15 protein-coding genes are annotated in these 15,480 nt (G+C 64.3%); 10 read left to right on the top strand and 5 right to left on the bottom strand.

From position 1 onward, the window contains the following. Positions 1-61: 61 nt before the first annotated feature. On the bottom strand, positions 62-493 hold the full coding sequence (locus tag AAFG07_RS01450) for a hypothetical protein (protein WP_342725687.1): 432 nt from the start codon (positions 491-493) through the stop codon (positions 62-64). A gap of 564 nt (positions 494-1,057) precedes the next feature. On the opposite strand from AAFG07_RS01450, the gene AAFG07_RS01455 reads away from it, so the two are divergent. Next, the gene (locus AAFG07_RS01455) at positions 1,058-1,666 is read left to right on the top strand and encodes a helix-turn-helix transcriptional regulator (RefSeq protein WP_342725688.1); all 609 of its coding nucleotides are present in this window, start codon (positions 1,058-1,060) and stop codon (positions 1,664-1,666) included. 151 nt (positions 1,667-1,817) lie between these two features. Here AAFG07_RS01455 and AAFG07_RS01460 read toward each other — a convergent pair whose 3' ends face one another. The 3 genes from AAFG07_RS01460 to AAFG07_RS01470 form a co-directional block, all read right to left on the bottom strand. Then, positions 1,818-2,210 (bottom strand): hypothetical protein, encoded by a 393-nt coding sequence (locus tag AAFG07_RS01460; protein WP_342725689.1) that lies wholly within the window; start codon positions 2,208-2,210, stop codon positions 1,818-1,820. 12 nt (positions 2,211-2,222) lie between these two features. Then, positions 2,223-2,942, bottom strand: coding sequence for a Crp/Fnr family transcriptional regulator (locus AAFG07_RS01465; protein ID WP_342725690.1), 720 nt, complete (start codon positions 2,940-2,942; stop codon positions 2,223-2,225). A gap of 181 nt (positions 2,943-3,123) precedes the next feature. Continuing rightward, positions 3,124-3,834, bottom strand: coding sequence for a Crp/Fnr family transcriptional regulator (locus AAFG07_RS01470; protein ID WP_229170507.1), 711 nt, complete (start codon positions 3,832-3,834; stop codon positions 3,124-3,126). 554 nt (positions 3,835-4,388) lie between these two features. Here AAFG07_RS01470 and AAFG07_RS01475 point away from each other — a divergent pair. The 6 genes from AAFG07_RS01475 (at position 4,389) to AAFG07_RS01500 (ending at position 11,318) form a co-directional block, all read left to right on the top strand. After that, complete coding sequence (locus AAFG07_RS01475; RefSeq protein ID WP_342725691.1) at positions 4,389-5,987, top strand: flagellin; 1,599 nt, start codon at positions 4,389-4,391, stop codon at positions 5,985-5,987. 409 nt (positions 5,988-6,396) lie between these two features. Beyond that, the gene (locus tag AAFG07_RS01480) at positions 6,397-9,120 is read left to right on the top strand and encodes a hybrid sensor histidine kinase/response regulator (protein ID WP_342725692.1); all 2,724 of its coding nucleotides are present in this window, start codon (positions 6,397-6,399) and stop codon (positions 9,118-9,120) included. A 77-nt stretch (positions 9,121-9,197) separates the two neighbouring features. Continuing rightward, entirely contained in the window at positions 9,198-9,671 is a 474-nt protein-coding gene (locus tag AAFG07_RS01485; RefSeq protein WP_342725693.1) for a chemotaxis protein CheW, read from the top strand. A gap of 43 nt (positions 9,672-9,714) precedes the next feature. Next, on the top strand, positions 9,715-10,104 hold the full coding sequence (locus AAFG07_RS01490) for a response regulator (protein ID WP_176534294.1): 390 nt from the start codon (positions 9,715-9,717) through the stop codon (positions 10,102-10,104). Positions 10,105-10,139: 35 nt separating this feature from the next. Then, positions 10,140-10,997: a protein-glutamate O-methyltransferase CheR gene (locus AAFG07_RS01495; RefSeq protein ID WP_342725694.1), complete on the top strand. Its 858-nt coding sequence runs from the start codon at positions 10,140-10,142 to the stop codon at positions 10,995-10,997. Between the two features lie 3 nt (positions 10,998-11,000). Continuing rightward, complete coding sequence (locus AAFG07_RS01500) at positions 11,001-11,318, top strand: hypothetical protein (protein WP_050404430.1); 318 nt, start codon at positions 11,001-11,003, stop codon at positions 11,316-11,318. Between the two features lie 133 nt (positions 11,319-11,451). Here AAFG07_RS01500 and AAFG07_RS01505 read toward each other — a convergent pair whose 3' ends face one another. Further along, on the bottom strand, positions 11,452-11,760 hold the full coding sequence (locus AAFG07_RS01505; protein WP_342725695.1) for a hypothetical protein: 309 nt from the start codon (positions 11,758-11,760) through the stop codon (positions 11,452-11,454). Positions 11,761-11,913: 153 nt separating this feature from the next. On the opposite strand from AAFG07_RS01505, the gene AAFG07_RS01510 reads away from it, so the two are divergent. The 3 genes from AAFG07_RS01510 (at position 11,914) to AAFG07_RS01520 (ending at position 15,336) form a co-directional block, all read left to right on the top strand. After that, positions 11,914-12,546 (top strand): response regulator, encoded by a 633-nt coding sequence (locus tag AAFG07_RS01510; protein WP_342725696.1) that lies wholly within the window; start codon positions 11,914-11,916, stop codon positions 12,544-12,546. A 233-nt stretch (positions 12,547-12,779) separates the two neighbouring features. Beyond that, entirely contained in the window at positions 12,780-14,519 is a 1,740-nt protein-coding gene (gene araD, locus AAFG07_RS01515; RefSeq protein WP_342725697.1) for an L-arabinonate dehydratase, read from the top strand. 97 nt (positions 14,520-14,616) lie between these two features. After that, the gene (locus AAFG07_RS01520) at positions 14,617-15,336 is read left to right on the top strand and encodes a ribonuclease activity regulator RraA (protein ID WP_342725698.1); all 720 of its coding nucleotides are present in this window, start codon (positions 14,617-14,619) and stop codon (positions 15,334-15,336) included. Positions 15,337-15,480: the final 144 nt, after the last annotated feature.

Raw genomic sequence — 15,480 nt, forward strand, 5'->3', positions numbered from 1 at the left:
GCCGCGATGGTCTTCTCTACCGAAGCGGGAAATGTCCAGCAAGCGCGCTTGACCCGATCGGTTACTGCTTCGCCTTCTCGTGATTGCCGATCCCGACCGCCTTGTAGTCGTAGGTCGGATAGAACTCGGTGTGGTAGGCGCCCCAGGCACTGTTCTCGATGACGCGGTTGACCTCGCGCAGCCGCGAGGCCGGCAGCCGCAGGGTCACCACCTGGCCGACCCCCATCATCACGTACCAGCTCACCACCTCGACGCCTTCGGGTGGAAACGCCTTGTAGAAGCCCTGCCGCTCGAGCTGCGCATTCAACTCGCTGAGCGGGCGTGACTGATCATGCTTGAAGAAGATGGTGACCATGATCGCGTTGTCTGACGTCGGTGCCGCATTGCCGGTCGGCGTCGTCTGGGCCTGCGCGCCGGTGCTGACCAACAGTGCTGCGGCGAGCGCCGCAATCGTCATCCAGGATCCATTCCGCCCGTTCCGCCCTCGCTTCATTGTCGCGCCCTTTTGTTGTTGATCGAGAGGCGGCGATCATCGCGGCGCATGCCGGGGCTGTAAATTGACATTCGCCTGACCCGACGCCCACTGACACGCACCTGGGCCGATGTGATCCGTCTCACACGCGCGTCGGCCGGCGTGCGGTAAGCCGATGCGATCCCGATGCCCGGAGGGTTGGTCGATGACGACCCGGCGAATGGCGTATTGGTGGTTCAGGATCGTCCTTTCGGGACGCTTCCTGCAGAAATTCCTCCGGCTGCGGCGCCCTTGATGTCCGAGGGGCGGCGCGGATCCCGCCCATTTCAACCTGAAGCCGGGGGGCGGATGCGTCCGGGCCTCAGAGAAGGTAAATCCCCACCTGCGGGGATCATCGGGATGAAGCGCCTCGATGTCCCGTAAGACTACTGTCCTTCGGCTCAAACAAGCGAGATTCGTTGCCAAATCAGCGGTAATCTGCGCCTGCTTGGCAGGTCGGGGCCCGAAGTCACAGTTGCGTCACCCGTAGTTTTACGGAGTCCCGTGTTAACGCGGCCACAAGTTCACCTTCGGTAAACCATACTTATGACGCAACATGACAATCGAGCCGAGGCGCGCCTTCCGCCATGGATGGGCGGAACCGCGACGCTCGAGACGCAGCCGCCCGAGATTCAGGGAGCCGCCGTGCCGCGACCGCAGGTGACCGCGGACGCCGGGGCGGCGATCGTCCGGCAATTCAACGGGCCGGTGACGGCGCTGCTGCTCTACATGAACGAGCTTAAACAGCACAGTCAGCAGTTCGCGCATGCGCCCGGCAACGGCGTCTATCTGCGGCAGGTGATCGAGAACGCGCTCGAGCAGACCGAGCGAGTGTCCGCGATGCTGAAGCAGATCTCCGATCTCTATCCGAATGCGATACCGGCCACCGATCTCAGGCCGCCGCTCGACGACAAGCCGGCAGGCGCCCGGTCACCCGATGTCATGTTCACGCCGGAGGCAGGCCGCAAGCCGCTGACCAAGCGCGAGCGTGAGGTGCTCAGCCTGATCAGCGACGGCTATTCCAACAAGCAGGGCGCGTTGCGGATGAACATCAGCCCGCGCACGTTCGAGAGCCATCGCGCCGAAGCCATGCGCAAACTGGGTGCGCGCAACACCGCAGATCTCGTCCGCAAGGCCTTGTTGCATTCCGCATAGAGCGTTTTCAAGCGAAGCCTGCCCCGCACTTGATGCCGGGTGGGTACCCGTTCGCATAAAGAAACGCGTCAAAACCAAAGTCAGGGTTCGGCTCCGATTCCATCGGAACAGGGCTCTGAGTGGGCGAATTCGGTTCGCTAGAACCCGGTTCTCAGAAATCGTCTTCCGCGGCGAAGCACAGGCGCGGCGCGAACCGCGCGGCGGAGGCGGCTATCTTCGGCTCGTCCGGAACGATCGTGACCACCCATGCCGCCGTCGCGCCGGACTTGCTTTCGACGATCGCGCGCACACGTCCCGTCACTGTCGCGCCGGCCGACCTGATGGTGGCGGGCCGGCCGTTGAACTGGGCCATGCGGAAGCGCCGGGCTTCCTTCCGGTCGGTCGTCTCGTACGTGAACATCGGCTCCCCCGTGCGTCGACGCGACTCTGCGGATGCAGCGTTATCCGACAGTGAAAATCGTACGCCGTAGAAGTACGGCTTGTGCGCCGGCGGGCGCGTTTTCGCGCGAAGCGGGTGGCGGTTCGCGTGAACAAGACGCGCCAAGAATAGCAAGCTTTAGCCGCCGGTTTGCTGCCAACTCAGCAGCTCCGCATACTGCGCCTTGACCGTGGCGTAGCACTCGCACGCGGTCCGGATCAGTCCATCCGCATTGGTGATCTCGATGTGGCCGCGGCTGTAGTGGATGAAATTGGCCTGTTGCAAGGTATGCGCGACCAGCGACACGCTGTTGCGGCGTGCGCCGATCATCTGGGCCATCGCCTCCTGCGTCAGGGCGATCTTGTTGCTGCCGGAGAGATCGCGCGTGTGCAGCAGGCATCGCGCCAGCCGCGACTCCACGGTGTGCGCGGCGTTGCAGCCGGCCGTCTGCTGGATCTGGGCATAGACGGCGAGACCGTGCCGAATCAGCATCGCTCGCAGCGTCGGGCTTTGGCCAGCGGCCGCCCGCAAGGCTTCGACCTCGATCGTCGAAGCGACGCCCGGCACCAGCACCACGGCGCTGTTCTGCGTGGGGGCTTCACCAAGCCCTGCGAACGCACCATAGATGCTGCCGCGGCCGACCATCGCGATCTGCACGCACACGCCTCTTGCCAGCCTGACCACCAGCGAGATCACCCCTTTGTGCGGCATGTATGTCCGCTTGAGCATCTCGTCGGTCTCGATCAGGACCGAATCGGCGGCGAGGTCGATCGTCCGCAAATAGGGCCGGATCAGCCCAAAATCGCTCTCCGAGAGCGAAGACAGAAATCCGTTGGGCGATCGCGGAACCGTATCCAAAGCAACCTCCTGCCTCCCGGCAAAGCTTGTCTCTGGTCATCAGGGCTGACGCGTGCAGTTGGGTCGTTATGCAACCTATTCTGGCACGTCTTGGTTCCAATGGAAACATATCTTGGTTCCATTAGGAATACGCCGATCGCCGCGGCGTCACGTTATCCGCGGCTGCAGCGGGTTGCGGCGATCAATCTTCAGGCCCGATCAATTGTTCGGCGTGCGCCTTGACGGTCGCATAGCATTCACACGCCGCCTTCCGCAGACCGTCGATATCGGTGATTTCGATATGGCCGCGGCTGTAGCGCAGGATACCGGCTTGCTGAAACCCGTGCGCGACGATCGAAACCGCATTGCGCCGCACACCGATCATCTGCGCCAGCATCTCCTGGGTCAACGGCAAGGCTTCGCTGCCGCACAGGTCGCGCGCGCGCAGCAGCCAGCGCGACAGCCGTGCCTCCACCGGATGCGACACGTTGCAGGCGACGGATTGCTGGGTCTGTGCCATCAGCGCCTGCTCATAGAGAGCAACCAGGGTCCGGAACTCCGCACTGCGATTGGCGGCCTCGCGGAAATCTTCCGCCCGCACCATCGATGCCGTGCCCGGCACCACGACAATCGCGTCGGCGAGCAGTGGCCGCTCATGCAGGGCGGCGGATGCGCCGACGATGCCGTCACGACCGATGGTTGCAATCTCGACGGACTGCCCGTCGGAGAGATTGACCATCATCGAGACCACCCCGCCGTGCGGGAAATAGACCCGCTGCACCGGCGCGCCGGCATCGGCGAGCACCGTTTCCTTGATCAGGTCGACGGTTTCCAGAACGGGATGAAGTTGCGCGTATTCCGTGGAGGGAAGTGCTTGCAACAGACGATTGGGCGGACGCGATACCGCAGACATTGGAGCTCCTGCCGAGGGCGGGAGCACTACGGTCTCGCATCACCTACTCTTGGCGTGTGGAGAGCGAACATAGCTTGCCTGTCCAATAGCACAAGGGTTGTGGTGCGAACCTTATACCCTCTAGGGGGCAGACGGTCGGCAATCGCTTCGGCCCGTGCGGCGTTCGAGGCGATTCGAATGCCGCGCATCCGGACGATACGGTTGCGGCATTGTCTCGCATTTATTGATTTCCATTAACTCTGATGCGTACCCGAGCGTACGCCGTCGCGATGGCCATGGCGGATGTCGAAGCCCCCCGTCGGCAGCGCGAGCACGCGGCAAGTCCCGCAAATGCGAGGACAAATTCGTTGTCACGAGATCGGTCCGGCGGCGGATACGCGCCGTTTGGCCGGGCGTCTGCGCGGCGGCCGTAGAATTACCGGCAAAGCCATCCTGGGTATTTGTACGGAGCAGCCCTTTAACGAACGGGTAGCGCGGACAGACCAGTGTGGCAACGGTCGCCGTGCGAAATTTACGGCGTCGCGTCATCCGTGTTCATCCAGAAGGGTACCAGTATGTCCGGCATCGTCCTTTCGTCATCGGTCCGTCAGAACCTGCTTTCGCTGCAGTCGACGGCCGACCTGCTCGCCACCACGCAGAACCGCTTGTCCACCGGCAAGAAGGTCAACACCGCTCTCGACAATCCGACCAACTTCTTCACGGCGCAGTCGCTCGACAACCGCGCCAGCGACATCAACAACCTGCTGGACGGAATCGGCAACGGCGTGCAGGTGCTGCAGGCTGCCAACACCGGCATCACCTCGCTGCAGAAGCTCGTTGACAGCGCCAAGTCGGTCGCCAACCAGGCCCTGCAGGCCGCGGTCGGCTATTCCCAGAAGTCGCAGGTGACGACCGCCGTGGTCACCGGCGCGACCACCGACGATATCCGTGGCACCGCTACCTACAGCAATGCGACCCTCGCTGGTACGGTCGTCAACAACAATCTCACGACGCCCGTGCCGATCACGGCCGCCACCAAGCTCGTCACTGCGGCCAACTCCGATACCCTGGCGGCGACCCCGACCGGCACGATCAACGTCAACGGCAAGTCGATCACGTTCTCGACCTCGCAGACCACTGCGACGACCGATTCATCCGGCAACGTGACCCTCGGCACCGGCGCGGGCAGCAACCTGACCGTCGGCGACCTGCTCACGGCGATCGACGGCATCACCGGCACCGCCACCGCCTCCACCGTGGCGGCTGGTGCGCTCCAGATCAGCACCGGCACTAACCAGGACCTCAACATCTCCGGCTCGGGCCTCGCCGCTTTCGGCCTTACCGCCGGAACCAAGGCACGCACCGTGGCAACGCCTTCGCCGCTGGATGGCTTGACGCTGACGATCGGCGCGACCGGCAACGGCAAGGCCACCAACATTACGTTTGGTAGCGGCGCGGGCCAGGTGAAGTCCCTCAACGACCTGAACAACGCCCTGTCGGCCAACAACCTGCAGGCATCGCTCAGCGCGAGCGGTGCGCTCACCATCAGCACCACCAACGATGCCGCGTCCGCGACCATCGGCACGATCGGTGGCACGGCAGCCGGCGCCGGCAAGCTGTTCAACGCCCTTGTGGGCAGCGCCCCGGTGCAGGATCCGAATGGGCTGGCGAACCGCGCCAACCTGGTCAACCAGTACAACAACATCCTGGACCAGATCACCACGACCGCGCAGGACGCCTCGTACAACGGCATCAACCTGCTCAATGGCGATCAGCTCAAGCTGACCTTCAACGAGACGGGCTCCTCGACGCTGAAGATCCAGGGCGTCACCTTCGATGCCTCCGGCCTCAACCTCACCAAGCTGACCGCCGGCACGGACTTCATCGACAACGCTTCGGCCAACGCCACGCTGAAGACGCTCAACAGCGCGAGCGGCCTGCTGCGCACCCAGGCTTCGACCCTCGGTTCGAACCTGTCGATCGTGCAGATCCGCCAGGACTTCTCGAAGAACCTGATCAACGTGCTGCAGACCGGCTCGTCCAACCTGACGCTGGCCGACACCAACGAGGAAGCGGCCAACAGCCAGGCGCTGTCGACCCGCCAGTCGATCGCGGTGTCCGCGCTGGCCCTGGCCAACCAGTCGCAGCAGAGCGTTCTGCAGCTGCTCCGCTAAGCGTAGCCGCGACAGACAACGACTATCGAGGCGGCGGAGGAAACTCCGCCGCCTTTGCTTTTGGGTTTGCTTAACCATCCCGCCGGTTGCAACCCATGTTCAACCCTTGTTCAACCCTTGGGCGATCGCGTCCTGATGCAGGCGGATGTCATGGCCGCCAGCGCTTCGCTGGACTTGACGGCCCCTCGATCTCATTTCGTTCAAATTGCGACGACGGGTGGAACGGGCTCTTTCCCGTCCGGGTGGTATGGGCTCGTTGCTGTGAAACCGGCCGCGATGTCGTGATGCGTCGTCCTTGAAGGGCTTCATCGTCCGTATTTGCACGGACGACGAAATTAACGTCGCCGTGAAGCCGGCCAAGTTATCGGTGCGAGGCGTGCGTTCCGTAGCACCTTGAGGGGACCGATTCATGGACGATCTGTTGCGCGAGTTCCTGACGGAGAGCAGCGAGAGCCTGGACACGGTCGACAACCAGCTGGTGCAGTTCGAGCAGGATCCGAACAACGCGAAGATCCTGGATAACATTTTCCGCCTTGTGCACACGATCAAGGGGACCTGCGGCTTCCTCGGGCTGCCGCGGCTGGAAGCGCTGGCGCATGCCGGCGAGACCCTGATGGGCAAATTCCGCGACGGCATGCCGGTGAAGGCGGAAGCCGTGACGCTGATCCTGTCCTCGATCGACCGCATCAAGGAGATCCTTGGCGGGCTCGAGGCGACCGAGGCCGAGCCTGAGGGCAACGACCGCGATCTGATCGATCAACTCGAAGCGATGGTCGAGCGCGGCATGGCGGCCATGGCTGCCGGTGAGACTGCTCCTGAAGACATGCCTGTCGTTGAATCTCCATCCGTGCAGGCAGCAATGACCGAAGGCACACTGGTGGTGCAGACGCTGGAGCGTCCGCTGCGTCCGGGCGAGGTCTCGCTCGACGAGCTCGAGCGCGCCTTCCGCGAGACCGAGATTGAAGCCGCAGCGCCGGCGCCCGCGCCGGTCGCCAAGCCTGCCGCTGCGGTGCCCGCAGCCGAGCCGGCCGAGGCCGCAAAGAAGCCGGCCCGCAAGGCCGCCACCGAGGATGTCCAGGAAGGCGACAAGATCGCCAACCAGTCGATCCGGGTCAACGTCGACACCCTCGAACACCTGATGACCATGGTCTCCGAGCTGGTCCTGACCCGCAACCAGCTCTTGGAGATCTCAAGGCGCAACGAGGACACCGAGTTCAAGGTGCCGTTGCAGCGGCTCTCCAACGTCACCGCCGAGCTGCAGGAAGGCGTCATGAAGACGCGGATGCAGCCGATCGGCAATGCTTGGCAGAAGCTGCCGCGCATCGTCCGCGATCTCTCCGGCGAACTCGGCAAGCAGATCGAGCTGGAGATGCACGGCGCCGACACCGAGCTCGACCGCCAGGTGCTCGACCTGATCAAGGATCCGTTGACGCACATGGTGCGCAACTCCGCCGATCATGGCCTCGAGACCACCGCCGAGCGGGTCGCTAGCGGCAAGCCCGAACAGGGCACCATTCGCCTCTCCGCCTATCACGAGGGCGGCCACATCATCATCTGCATCGCCGACAATGGCCGCGGGCTCAACACCGAGCGGATCAAGGCCAAGGCGCTCCAGAACGGTCTCGTCACCGAGGCCGAGCTCGAGAAGATGACCGAGGCCCAGATCCACAAGTTCATCTTCGCGCCGGGCTTCTCGACCGCCGCGCAGGTGACCTCGGTGTCCGGCCGCGGCGTCGGCATGGACGTGGTGCGCACCAATATCGACCAGATCGGCGGCACCATCGACATCAAGAGCGTGGCCGGCGAGGGCGCCTCCGTCACCATCAAGATCCCGCTGACCCTGGCGATCGTCTCCGCGCTGATCGTGGAAGCCGGCGGCGACCGCTTTGCCATCCCGCAGCTCTCGGTGGTCGAGCTGGTGCGGGCCCGCGCCAACTCCGAGCACCGCATCGAGCGGATCAAGGACACCGCAGTCTTGCGGCTGCGCAACAAGCTGCTGCCGCTGATCCACCTCAAGAAGCTCCTGAAGATCGACGACGGCGCCACCTCAGATGCCGAGAACGGCTTCATCGTGGTGACGCAAGTCGGCAGCCAGACCTTCGGCATCGTGGTCGACGGCGTGTTCCACACCGAGGAGATCGTGGTCAAGCCGATGTCGACCAAGCTGCGGCACATCGACATGTTCTCCGGCAACACCATTTTGGGCGATGGCGCCGTGATCATGATCATCGACCCCAACGGGATTGCCAAGGCGCTCGGCGCGTCCGGCTCCTCGGCCCATGACATGGCCGACGACAATGCCGCGGCGCATGCCTCGAGCGGCGAGCAGCTGACCTCGCTGCTGGTGTTCCGCGCCGGTTCCAGCCAACCCAAGGCGGTGCCGCTCGGCCTCGTTACCCGGCTGGAGGAGATCGCAACCGACAAGATCGAGCTCTCCAACGGACGCTACATGGTGCAGTACCGCGAGCAGCTGATGCCGCTGGTGCAGATGGCCGGCGTCGAGGTGCAGACGCAAGGGTCGCAGCCGATCCTGGTGTTCGCCGACGACGGCCGCTCGATGGGGCTCGTGGTCGACGAGATCATCGACATCGTCGAGGAGCGGCTCAACATCGAGGTCGCGGGCTCGCAGGACGGCATTTTGGGCTCGGCCGTGATCAAGGGCCAGGCCACCGAGGTGATCGACGTCGGCCACTTCCTCCCCATGGCGTTCGCCGACTGGTTCTCGCGCAAGGAGATGCGTCCGTCGGCCTCGGCGCAGTCGGTGCTGCTGGTCGACGACTCCGCGTTCTTCCGCAACATGCTGGCGCCGGTGCTCAAAGCCGCCGGCTACAAGGTGCGGACCGCGCCGAATGCCCAGGAAGGGCTCGCCGCGCTGCGCTCGGGACAGGCCTTCGACGTCGTGCTGACCGACATCGAGATGCCCGAGATGAACGGCTTCGAGTTCGCCGAGAACATCCGCAGTGACCACAACCTCATCGGGCTGCCGATCATCGCGCTGTCGGCGATGGTGTCGCCGGCGGCGATCGAGCGCGGCCGGCAGGCCGGCTTCCACGATTATGTCGCCAAGTTCGATCGTCCCGGGCTGATCGCGGCGCTGAAAGAGCAGACCGCCGAACTGCGCCGGGCCGCCTAGAGCATGATCCGGAAAAGTGGGAACCGGTTTTCCGATCGGATCATGCTCAAAACAAAGGGATGCAAGGAACAGAACTGATGACGAGCAAGATCGAGACCAGTGAAGGCGCGATGGCCGAATACGTCACCGCGGTGATCGGCGGGCAGCTGTTCGGCCTGCCGATCTCGCGGGTGCAGGACGTGTTCATGCCGGAGCGGCTGACGCGGGTGCCGCTGGCCTCCAGCGAGATCGCCGGCGTGCTCAATCTGCGCGGCCGCATCGTCACCGTGGTCGACATGCGCGCCCGGCTCGGCCTGCCGAAGGCCGACGACGGCAAGCCGCCGATGGCGGTCGGCGTCGACCTGCGCGGTGAATCCTATGGCCTGCTGATCGACCAGATCGGCGAGGTGCTGCGGCTGCCCGACGACAGCCGCCAGGACAATCCGGTCAACCTCGATCCCCGCATGGCGAGGCTCGCCGGCGGCGTTCACCGCCTCGACGGCCAGCTCATGGTCGTCCTCGATGTCGATCGCGTGCTCGAACTGGTGCCCAAAACAGCAGCTGCAGCGTAACGCTCCGCCGCGGAGACGGCGGACTCTACAAGGAGGCCAACATATGAAGACATGTCTTGTCGTCGACGATTCCGGTGTGGTGCGAAAGATCGCACGCCGCATCCTCGAAGGAATGGAATTCACCGTCATCGAAGCCGAGGACGGCGCGGTCGCGCTCGAAGCCTGCAAGCAGGCGCTGCCGGACGCGGTGCTGCTCGACTGGAACATGCCTGTCATGGACGGCTTCGAATTCCTCGTGCAGCTCCGGCGCATGGCGGGCGGTGACGTGCCGAAGGTGGTGTTCTGCACCACCGAGAACGGCATCGACCACATCTCGCGGGCGCTGCATGCCGGCGCCAACGAGTACATCATGAAGCCGTTCGACAAGGACATCGTGATCGCGAAATTCCAGGAAGTGGGTTTGCTGGCGCTCGATGCGTCTGCCGAAGCCTGATACCCAGTCTCACCCTTTGCCTTTGCGAGGCTCCCGTGACGCCGCCCGACTACGAGTATCTGCGTAAGCTCCTGAAGGACCATTCCGGTCTCGATCTGTCCGCGGACAAGCAATATCTGATCGAGAGCCGCCTGCTGCCGCTGGCCCGCAAATGCGGCCTGTCCGGCATCCCCGACCTGATCGCCAAGATCAGGGCCGGCTCATCGACACACACCGTCCAGGTGGTCGAGGCCATGACCACCAACGAGACGTTCTTCTTCCGCGACAAGGTGCCGTTCGACCATTTCCGCGACACCATCATGCCGGAAGTGCTGAAGGCGCGTGCCGCGCGCCGCAGCGTCCGGATCTGGTGCGCCGCCGGCTCGACCGGCCAGGAGCCCTATTCGCTGGCGATGTGCCTCAAGGAGATGGGTGCTGCGCTTGCGGGATGGCGGGTCGAGATCACAGCGACCGATCTGTCGCAGGAGGTGCTGGAGAAGTCGAAGGCCGGCATCTACAGCCAGTTCGAGGTGCAGCGCGGGCTGCCGATCCAGCTGCTGGTCAAGTATTTCAAGCAGTCGGGAGAACTCTGGCAGATCAATCCCGAGTTGCGCGCGATGGTGCAGCACCGTCAGCTCAATCTGCTGCGCGATTTCTCCCAGCTCGGCACGTTCGATGTGATCTTCTGCCGCAACGTGCTGATCTATTTCGATCAGGACACCAAGATCAACATCTTCAACCGGCTCGCCCGGTTGATGGAGGCCGACGGCTTCCTGGTGCTCGGCGCCGCCGAAACCGTGGTCGGCCTGACCGACACGTTCAAGCCGATTCCCGAGCGGCGTGGCCTGTATCGGCCGAGCGGGGTGCGGGCAGCACTTGTGATGCCGAGGTCTGCCATGGCGGTCGGATATTGAGCGATGACGGAGGACGGCAAATCAATTGAGCGTGTCACGTTCAGCCGGGGCGTCGATGTCTGCATCATGGCCATCGACGGCACCTGGCGGCGCGACTGCCAGCTCAATGCCATCTCCGACAATGACGCGGCGTTGACCGTCGAGGGTTCCATTCAGGGGCTCAACCTGAAGGAGTTCTTCCTCCTGCTGTCGTCGACCGGGCTTGCCTATCGCCGCTGCGAGCTGGTCCGCGTCAACGGCACCGAAATGGACATCAGCTTCCTCAAGGGCAAGCCGAGCAAGCGGCGGTCGGGCTCCGACGAAGAGCGGGCCAGAGCCTGATATCAAGAACCGGCCGGGTGGGCGATGCCTGCCGCGAATCCGAACGTGGAACGGATCGTCGCCTCGAGGGTTGGGGCGTTGTCGGCATAATCTGCGTGATGGCGCCGAATTCGGTGGCGGCCGGTCCGGCCGGTCAGTTCAGGAGGCGGGCCGGGCCCTCTGGATCGCACAGCCGATCGAGCGCCATGCCGAGGCCGGCGTCACAGGCTTTCAGGGCCGTGGACGCCACGGCATAGCGAGGGGTGACGTCGTCAAGCACGAAGATGTCGGCGGCGGCGTCCTGCTCGGCCAGAAATGCCTCGCGCGCAATCGCCGCCTCGATCAGCCGCAGGCTCGCCTGGACATGGCCGATCAGCGCGACCAGGTCCGTCACGATCAGGCTGTAGGGATCGCTGCCCTCGTCCAGGCACACCGCAACGCCGTCCGCCGCTGCATTTTCCATGCATGTTTCTCCACTGCCCCCACTTTTAGGGACCGCGGTGCTACTTGTGCGTTAAGCGGACGTCCCGTACAAATACGGGTCCATTGATCGAGATGGTCGAGTTACTTCTTGTGCAGTCTGGCCAGCACGCTTCACCACTGATGGACGAGACATATGGTTGAGAATGGCGCTCCTCGCGGGGAAATCTTTGTAGTCGACGACGACCCCGCCGTTCGCGAGACGCTGTCCGTGGTCCTGTCGACCGCCGGCTACAAGGTGATCTGCTTTGCGGACGGCGCCGCGCTGCTCGCGGTGGCGCGCAGCCGGACGCCGGCCTGTATCCTGCTCGACGTGCACATTCCCGGCAAATCCGGCCTCGATATCCTGAAGGAGCTGCACGGCGAGGATTATCCGGCGCCGATCTTCATGATCTCCGGCCAGGGCGATATCACGATGGCGGTCAGCGCCATCAAGAACGGCGCGCTCGATTTCATCGAGAAGCCGTTCCGCGGTAACGAGATCGTCAGTCGCCTCAGTGAGGCGATCGACGCCTATACCAGGCGCCAGGCCGAGACCTCGGCATCGCGCATCGCCGCGCTGCACTTTCCGGGGCGCGAGCCGCTGACCCGCCGCGAACGCGAGGTGCTCGAGCAGTTCACCGCGGGCGCCTCCAACAAGGAGGCCGGGCGTCACCTCGGGATCAGCCCGCGTACGATCGAGGATCACCGCGCCAACATCATGAAGAAGCTCGGCGCGCGCAACGCCGCCGACCTCGTCCGCATCGTGATGACGGCGCAGCAAAAGTAAGCCAAGGTCGGCCAAGGCCGGTTTAGGCTCCGATTTCCACATCGCGGGGTTGTGTGCCGCACGCCCGGCACACCGGCGGCGAACGGTACGTCTGCGCCGCGCGCGGGACGAGGCGTCCGGAAATCCTGTATATGCGTTGCGCAGGGCATGCGTGCCGAGACCGCGCGCGTGCGAGCAATCTCGAGACACGCGATACCGAAACACGCAATATCGAAGCATATGGCGCATCCAAGATGACCAAGAAGAACAAGACCCCGGATCAATTGCGCAGCGCGCGCTGGTTTGCGCCCGATGATCTCAGAGCCTTCGGCCACAGATCGCGCGCGATGCAGATGGGCTACGCGCCGGAGGAATGGCGCGACCGGCCGGTGATCGCGATCATCAACACCTGGTCGGATGCGCAGCCCTGCCACATGCACTTCAAGAGCCGGGTCGACGACGTCAAGCGCGGCGTGCTGATGGCCGGCGGCTTTCCGCTGGAGCTACCGGCGCTGTCGCTGTCGGAATCGCTGCTGAAGCCGACCACCATGCTCTACCGCAACATGCTGGCCATGGATGCCGAGGAGCTGCTGCGCGGCCATCCGGTCGACGGCGTGGTGCTGATGGGCGGTTGCGACAAGACCACGCCCGGCCTGCTGCTCGGGGCCACCAGCATGAACCTGCCGGCGATCTATCTGCCGGCCGGGCCGATGCTGCGCGGCAACTGGAAGGGGCGCACGCTCGGCTCGGGCTCGGACGCCTGGAAATACTGGGACGAGCGCCGCGCCGGCAAGATCTCCGACAAGGATTGGGTCGACATGGAAGCCGGCATCGCCCGCAGCTATGGCACCTGCATGACCATGGGCACGGCCTCGACCATGACCGCGATCGCGGAAGCCATCGGCATGACGCTGCCCGGCGCCTCGTCGATCCCCGCGGCCGACGCCAACCATATCCGGATGAGCTCGGAAGCCGGCCGCCGGATCGTCGAGATGGTGTGGGAGGACCTCACGCCGCAGAAGATCCAGACGCGAAGCGCGTTCGAGAATGCGATCACGGTCGCGATGGCGATGGGCTGCTCGACCAACGCCATCATTCACCTGATCGCGCAGGCGCGCCGCGCCGGCCAGGACATTTCTCTCGATGACTTCGAAGTTGCGAGCCGCAAGGTGCCCGTGATCGCCAATGTGCGGCCGAGCGGCGACCTCTATCTGATGGAGGATTTCTTCTATGCCGGCGGGCTGCCCGGCCTGATGAACCGGATCAAGCAGCATCTGCATCTCGACTGCATGACCGTCACGGGCAAAACTCTCGGCGAGAACATCGCAGGCGCGGAGGTCCACAATGACGACGTCATCCGCACCGTCGACAACCCGATCTACAAGGAGGGCGCGCTGGCGGTGCTGAAGGGCAATCTCGCGCCCGACGGCTGCGTCATCAAGCCGTCCGCCTGCGATCCGCGCTTCCTCAAGCATACCGGGCCTGCGCTGGTGTTCGACGACTATCCCTCGATGAAGAAGGCGGTCGATGACCTCGATCTCGACGTCACGGCCGATCACGTGCTGATCCTGCGCAATGCCGGCCCGCAGGGCGGCCCGGGCATGCCGGAATGGGGCATGCTGCCGATCCCGACCAAGCTCGTGAAGCAGGGCGTGCGCGACATGGTGCGGCTGTCGGATGCGCGGATGAGCGGCACCAGCTATGGCGCCTGTATCCTGCACGTCTCGCCGGAATCCTTCATCGGAGGCCCGCTGGCGCTGGTGAGGAACGGCGACCGCATCACGCTCGACGTTGCCGCGCGCACCATCAATCTCGATGTGCCGGAGGCGGAGCTGGCCAAGCGCCGCGTCGAATGGAAGCAGCCGGAAAAGCGCTTCGAGCGCGGCTATGGCTGGATGTTCACGAAGCACATCAAGCAGGCCAATGAGGGCTGCGACTTCGATTTCCTCGAGACCGGTTTTGGCAAGCCGGTCGGAGAGCCGTCGATCTATTAGCCGTCGTTCCGGGGCGATGCGCAGCATCGAACCCGGAACCTCGAGATTCCGGGTCTGGTCCTTCGGACCATCCCGGAATGACAACCGGAAAAATCATATGTCAAAACTCAGCGACACCACCCGCAACAAGCTGAAATCCGTCTCCACCGCGACGGTCGCGACCGCGCTGTTCAAGCGCGGCTTGCGCATCCAGATGATCCAGGATGTTCACCCCTTGAGCCCGGACCAGCCGACGATGGTCGGCGAAGCCTTCACGCTGCGCTACATGCCGGCGCGCGAGGATCTCAACACGATCGAGGTGTTCCGCGACCGCGCGCATCCGCAGCGCAAGGCGATCGAGGACTGCCCGCCGGGCAGCGTGCTGGTCATGGACAGCCGCAAGGATGCGCGCGCGGCCTCGGCCGGCGCGATCCTGGTGACGCGGCTGATGAAGCGCGGCTGCGCCGGCGTCGTCACAGATGGCGGCTTCCGCGATTCGGCCGAGATCGCGCGGCTCGGTTTCCCGGCGTTTCATCATCGCCCCAGCGCGCCGACCAATCTGACGCTGCACCAGGCGATCGAGATCAACGTCCCGATCGGCTGCGGCGATGCGCCGGTGTTTCCCGGCGACGTGATCCTCGGCGACAGCGACGGGGTCATCGTGATCCCGGCCCATCTCGCCGACGAGATCGCGAACGAGACTTTCGAGATGACCGCGTTCGAGGATTTCGTCACCGAGCAGGTCCAGAACGGCCGCGGCATCTTCGGCCTCTATCCCGCGACCGACGAGCAGACGCTGAAGGATTTTGCGGCTTGGCGGAAGATGAAGGGGCGGTAGGGTTCCACATACTCCGCCGTCGTCCCGGCGAAGGCCGGGACCCATAACCACAGGGAGGGGTTTGGCGCAGATTGGCAGTTGCGTTGCGTGCCGTGGTACCGCGACTTCCCTGCTCGATAGGTCACGCGGTATGGGTCCCGGCCT

This window comes from Bradyrhizobium sp. B097 (assembly GCF_038957035.1).
In the GTDB taxonomy this organism is placed as follows: Bacteria; Pseudomonadota; Alphaproteobacteria; order Rhizobiales; family Xanthobacteraceae; genus Bradyrhizobium.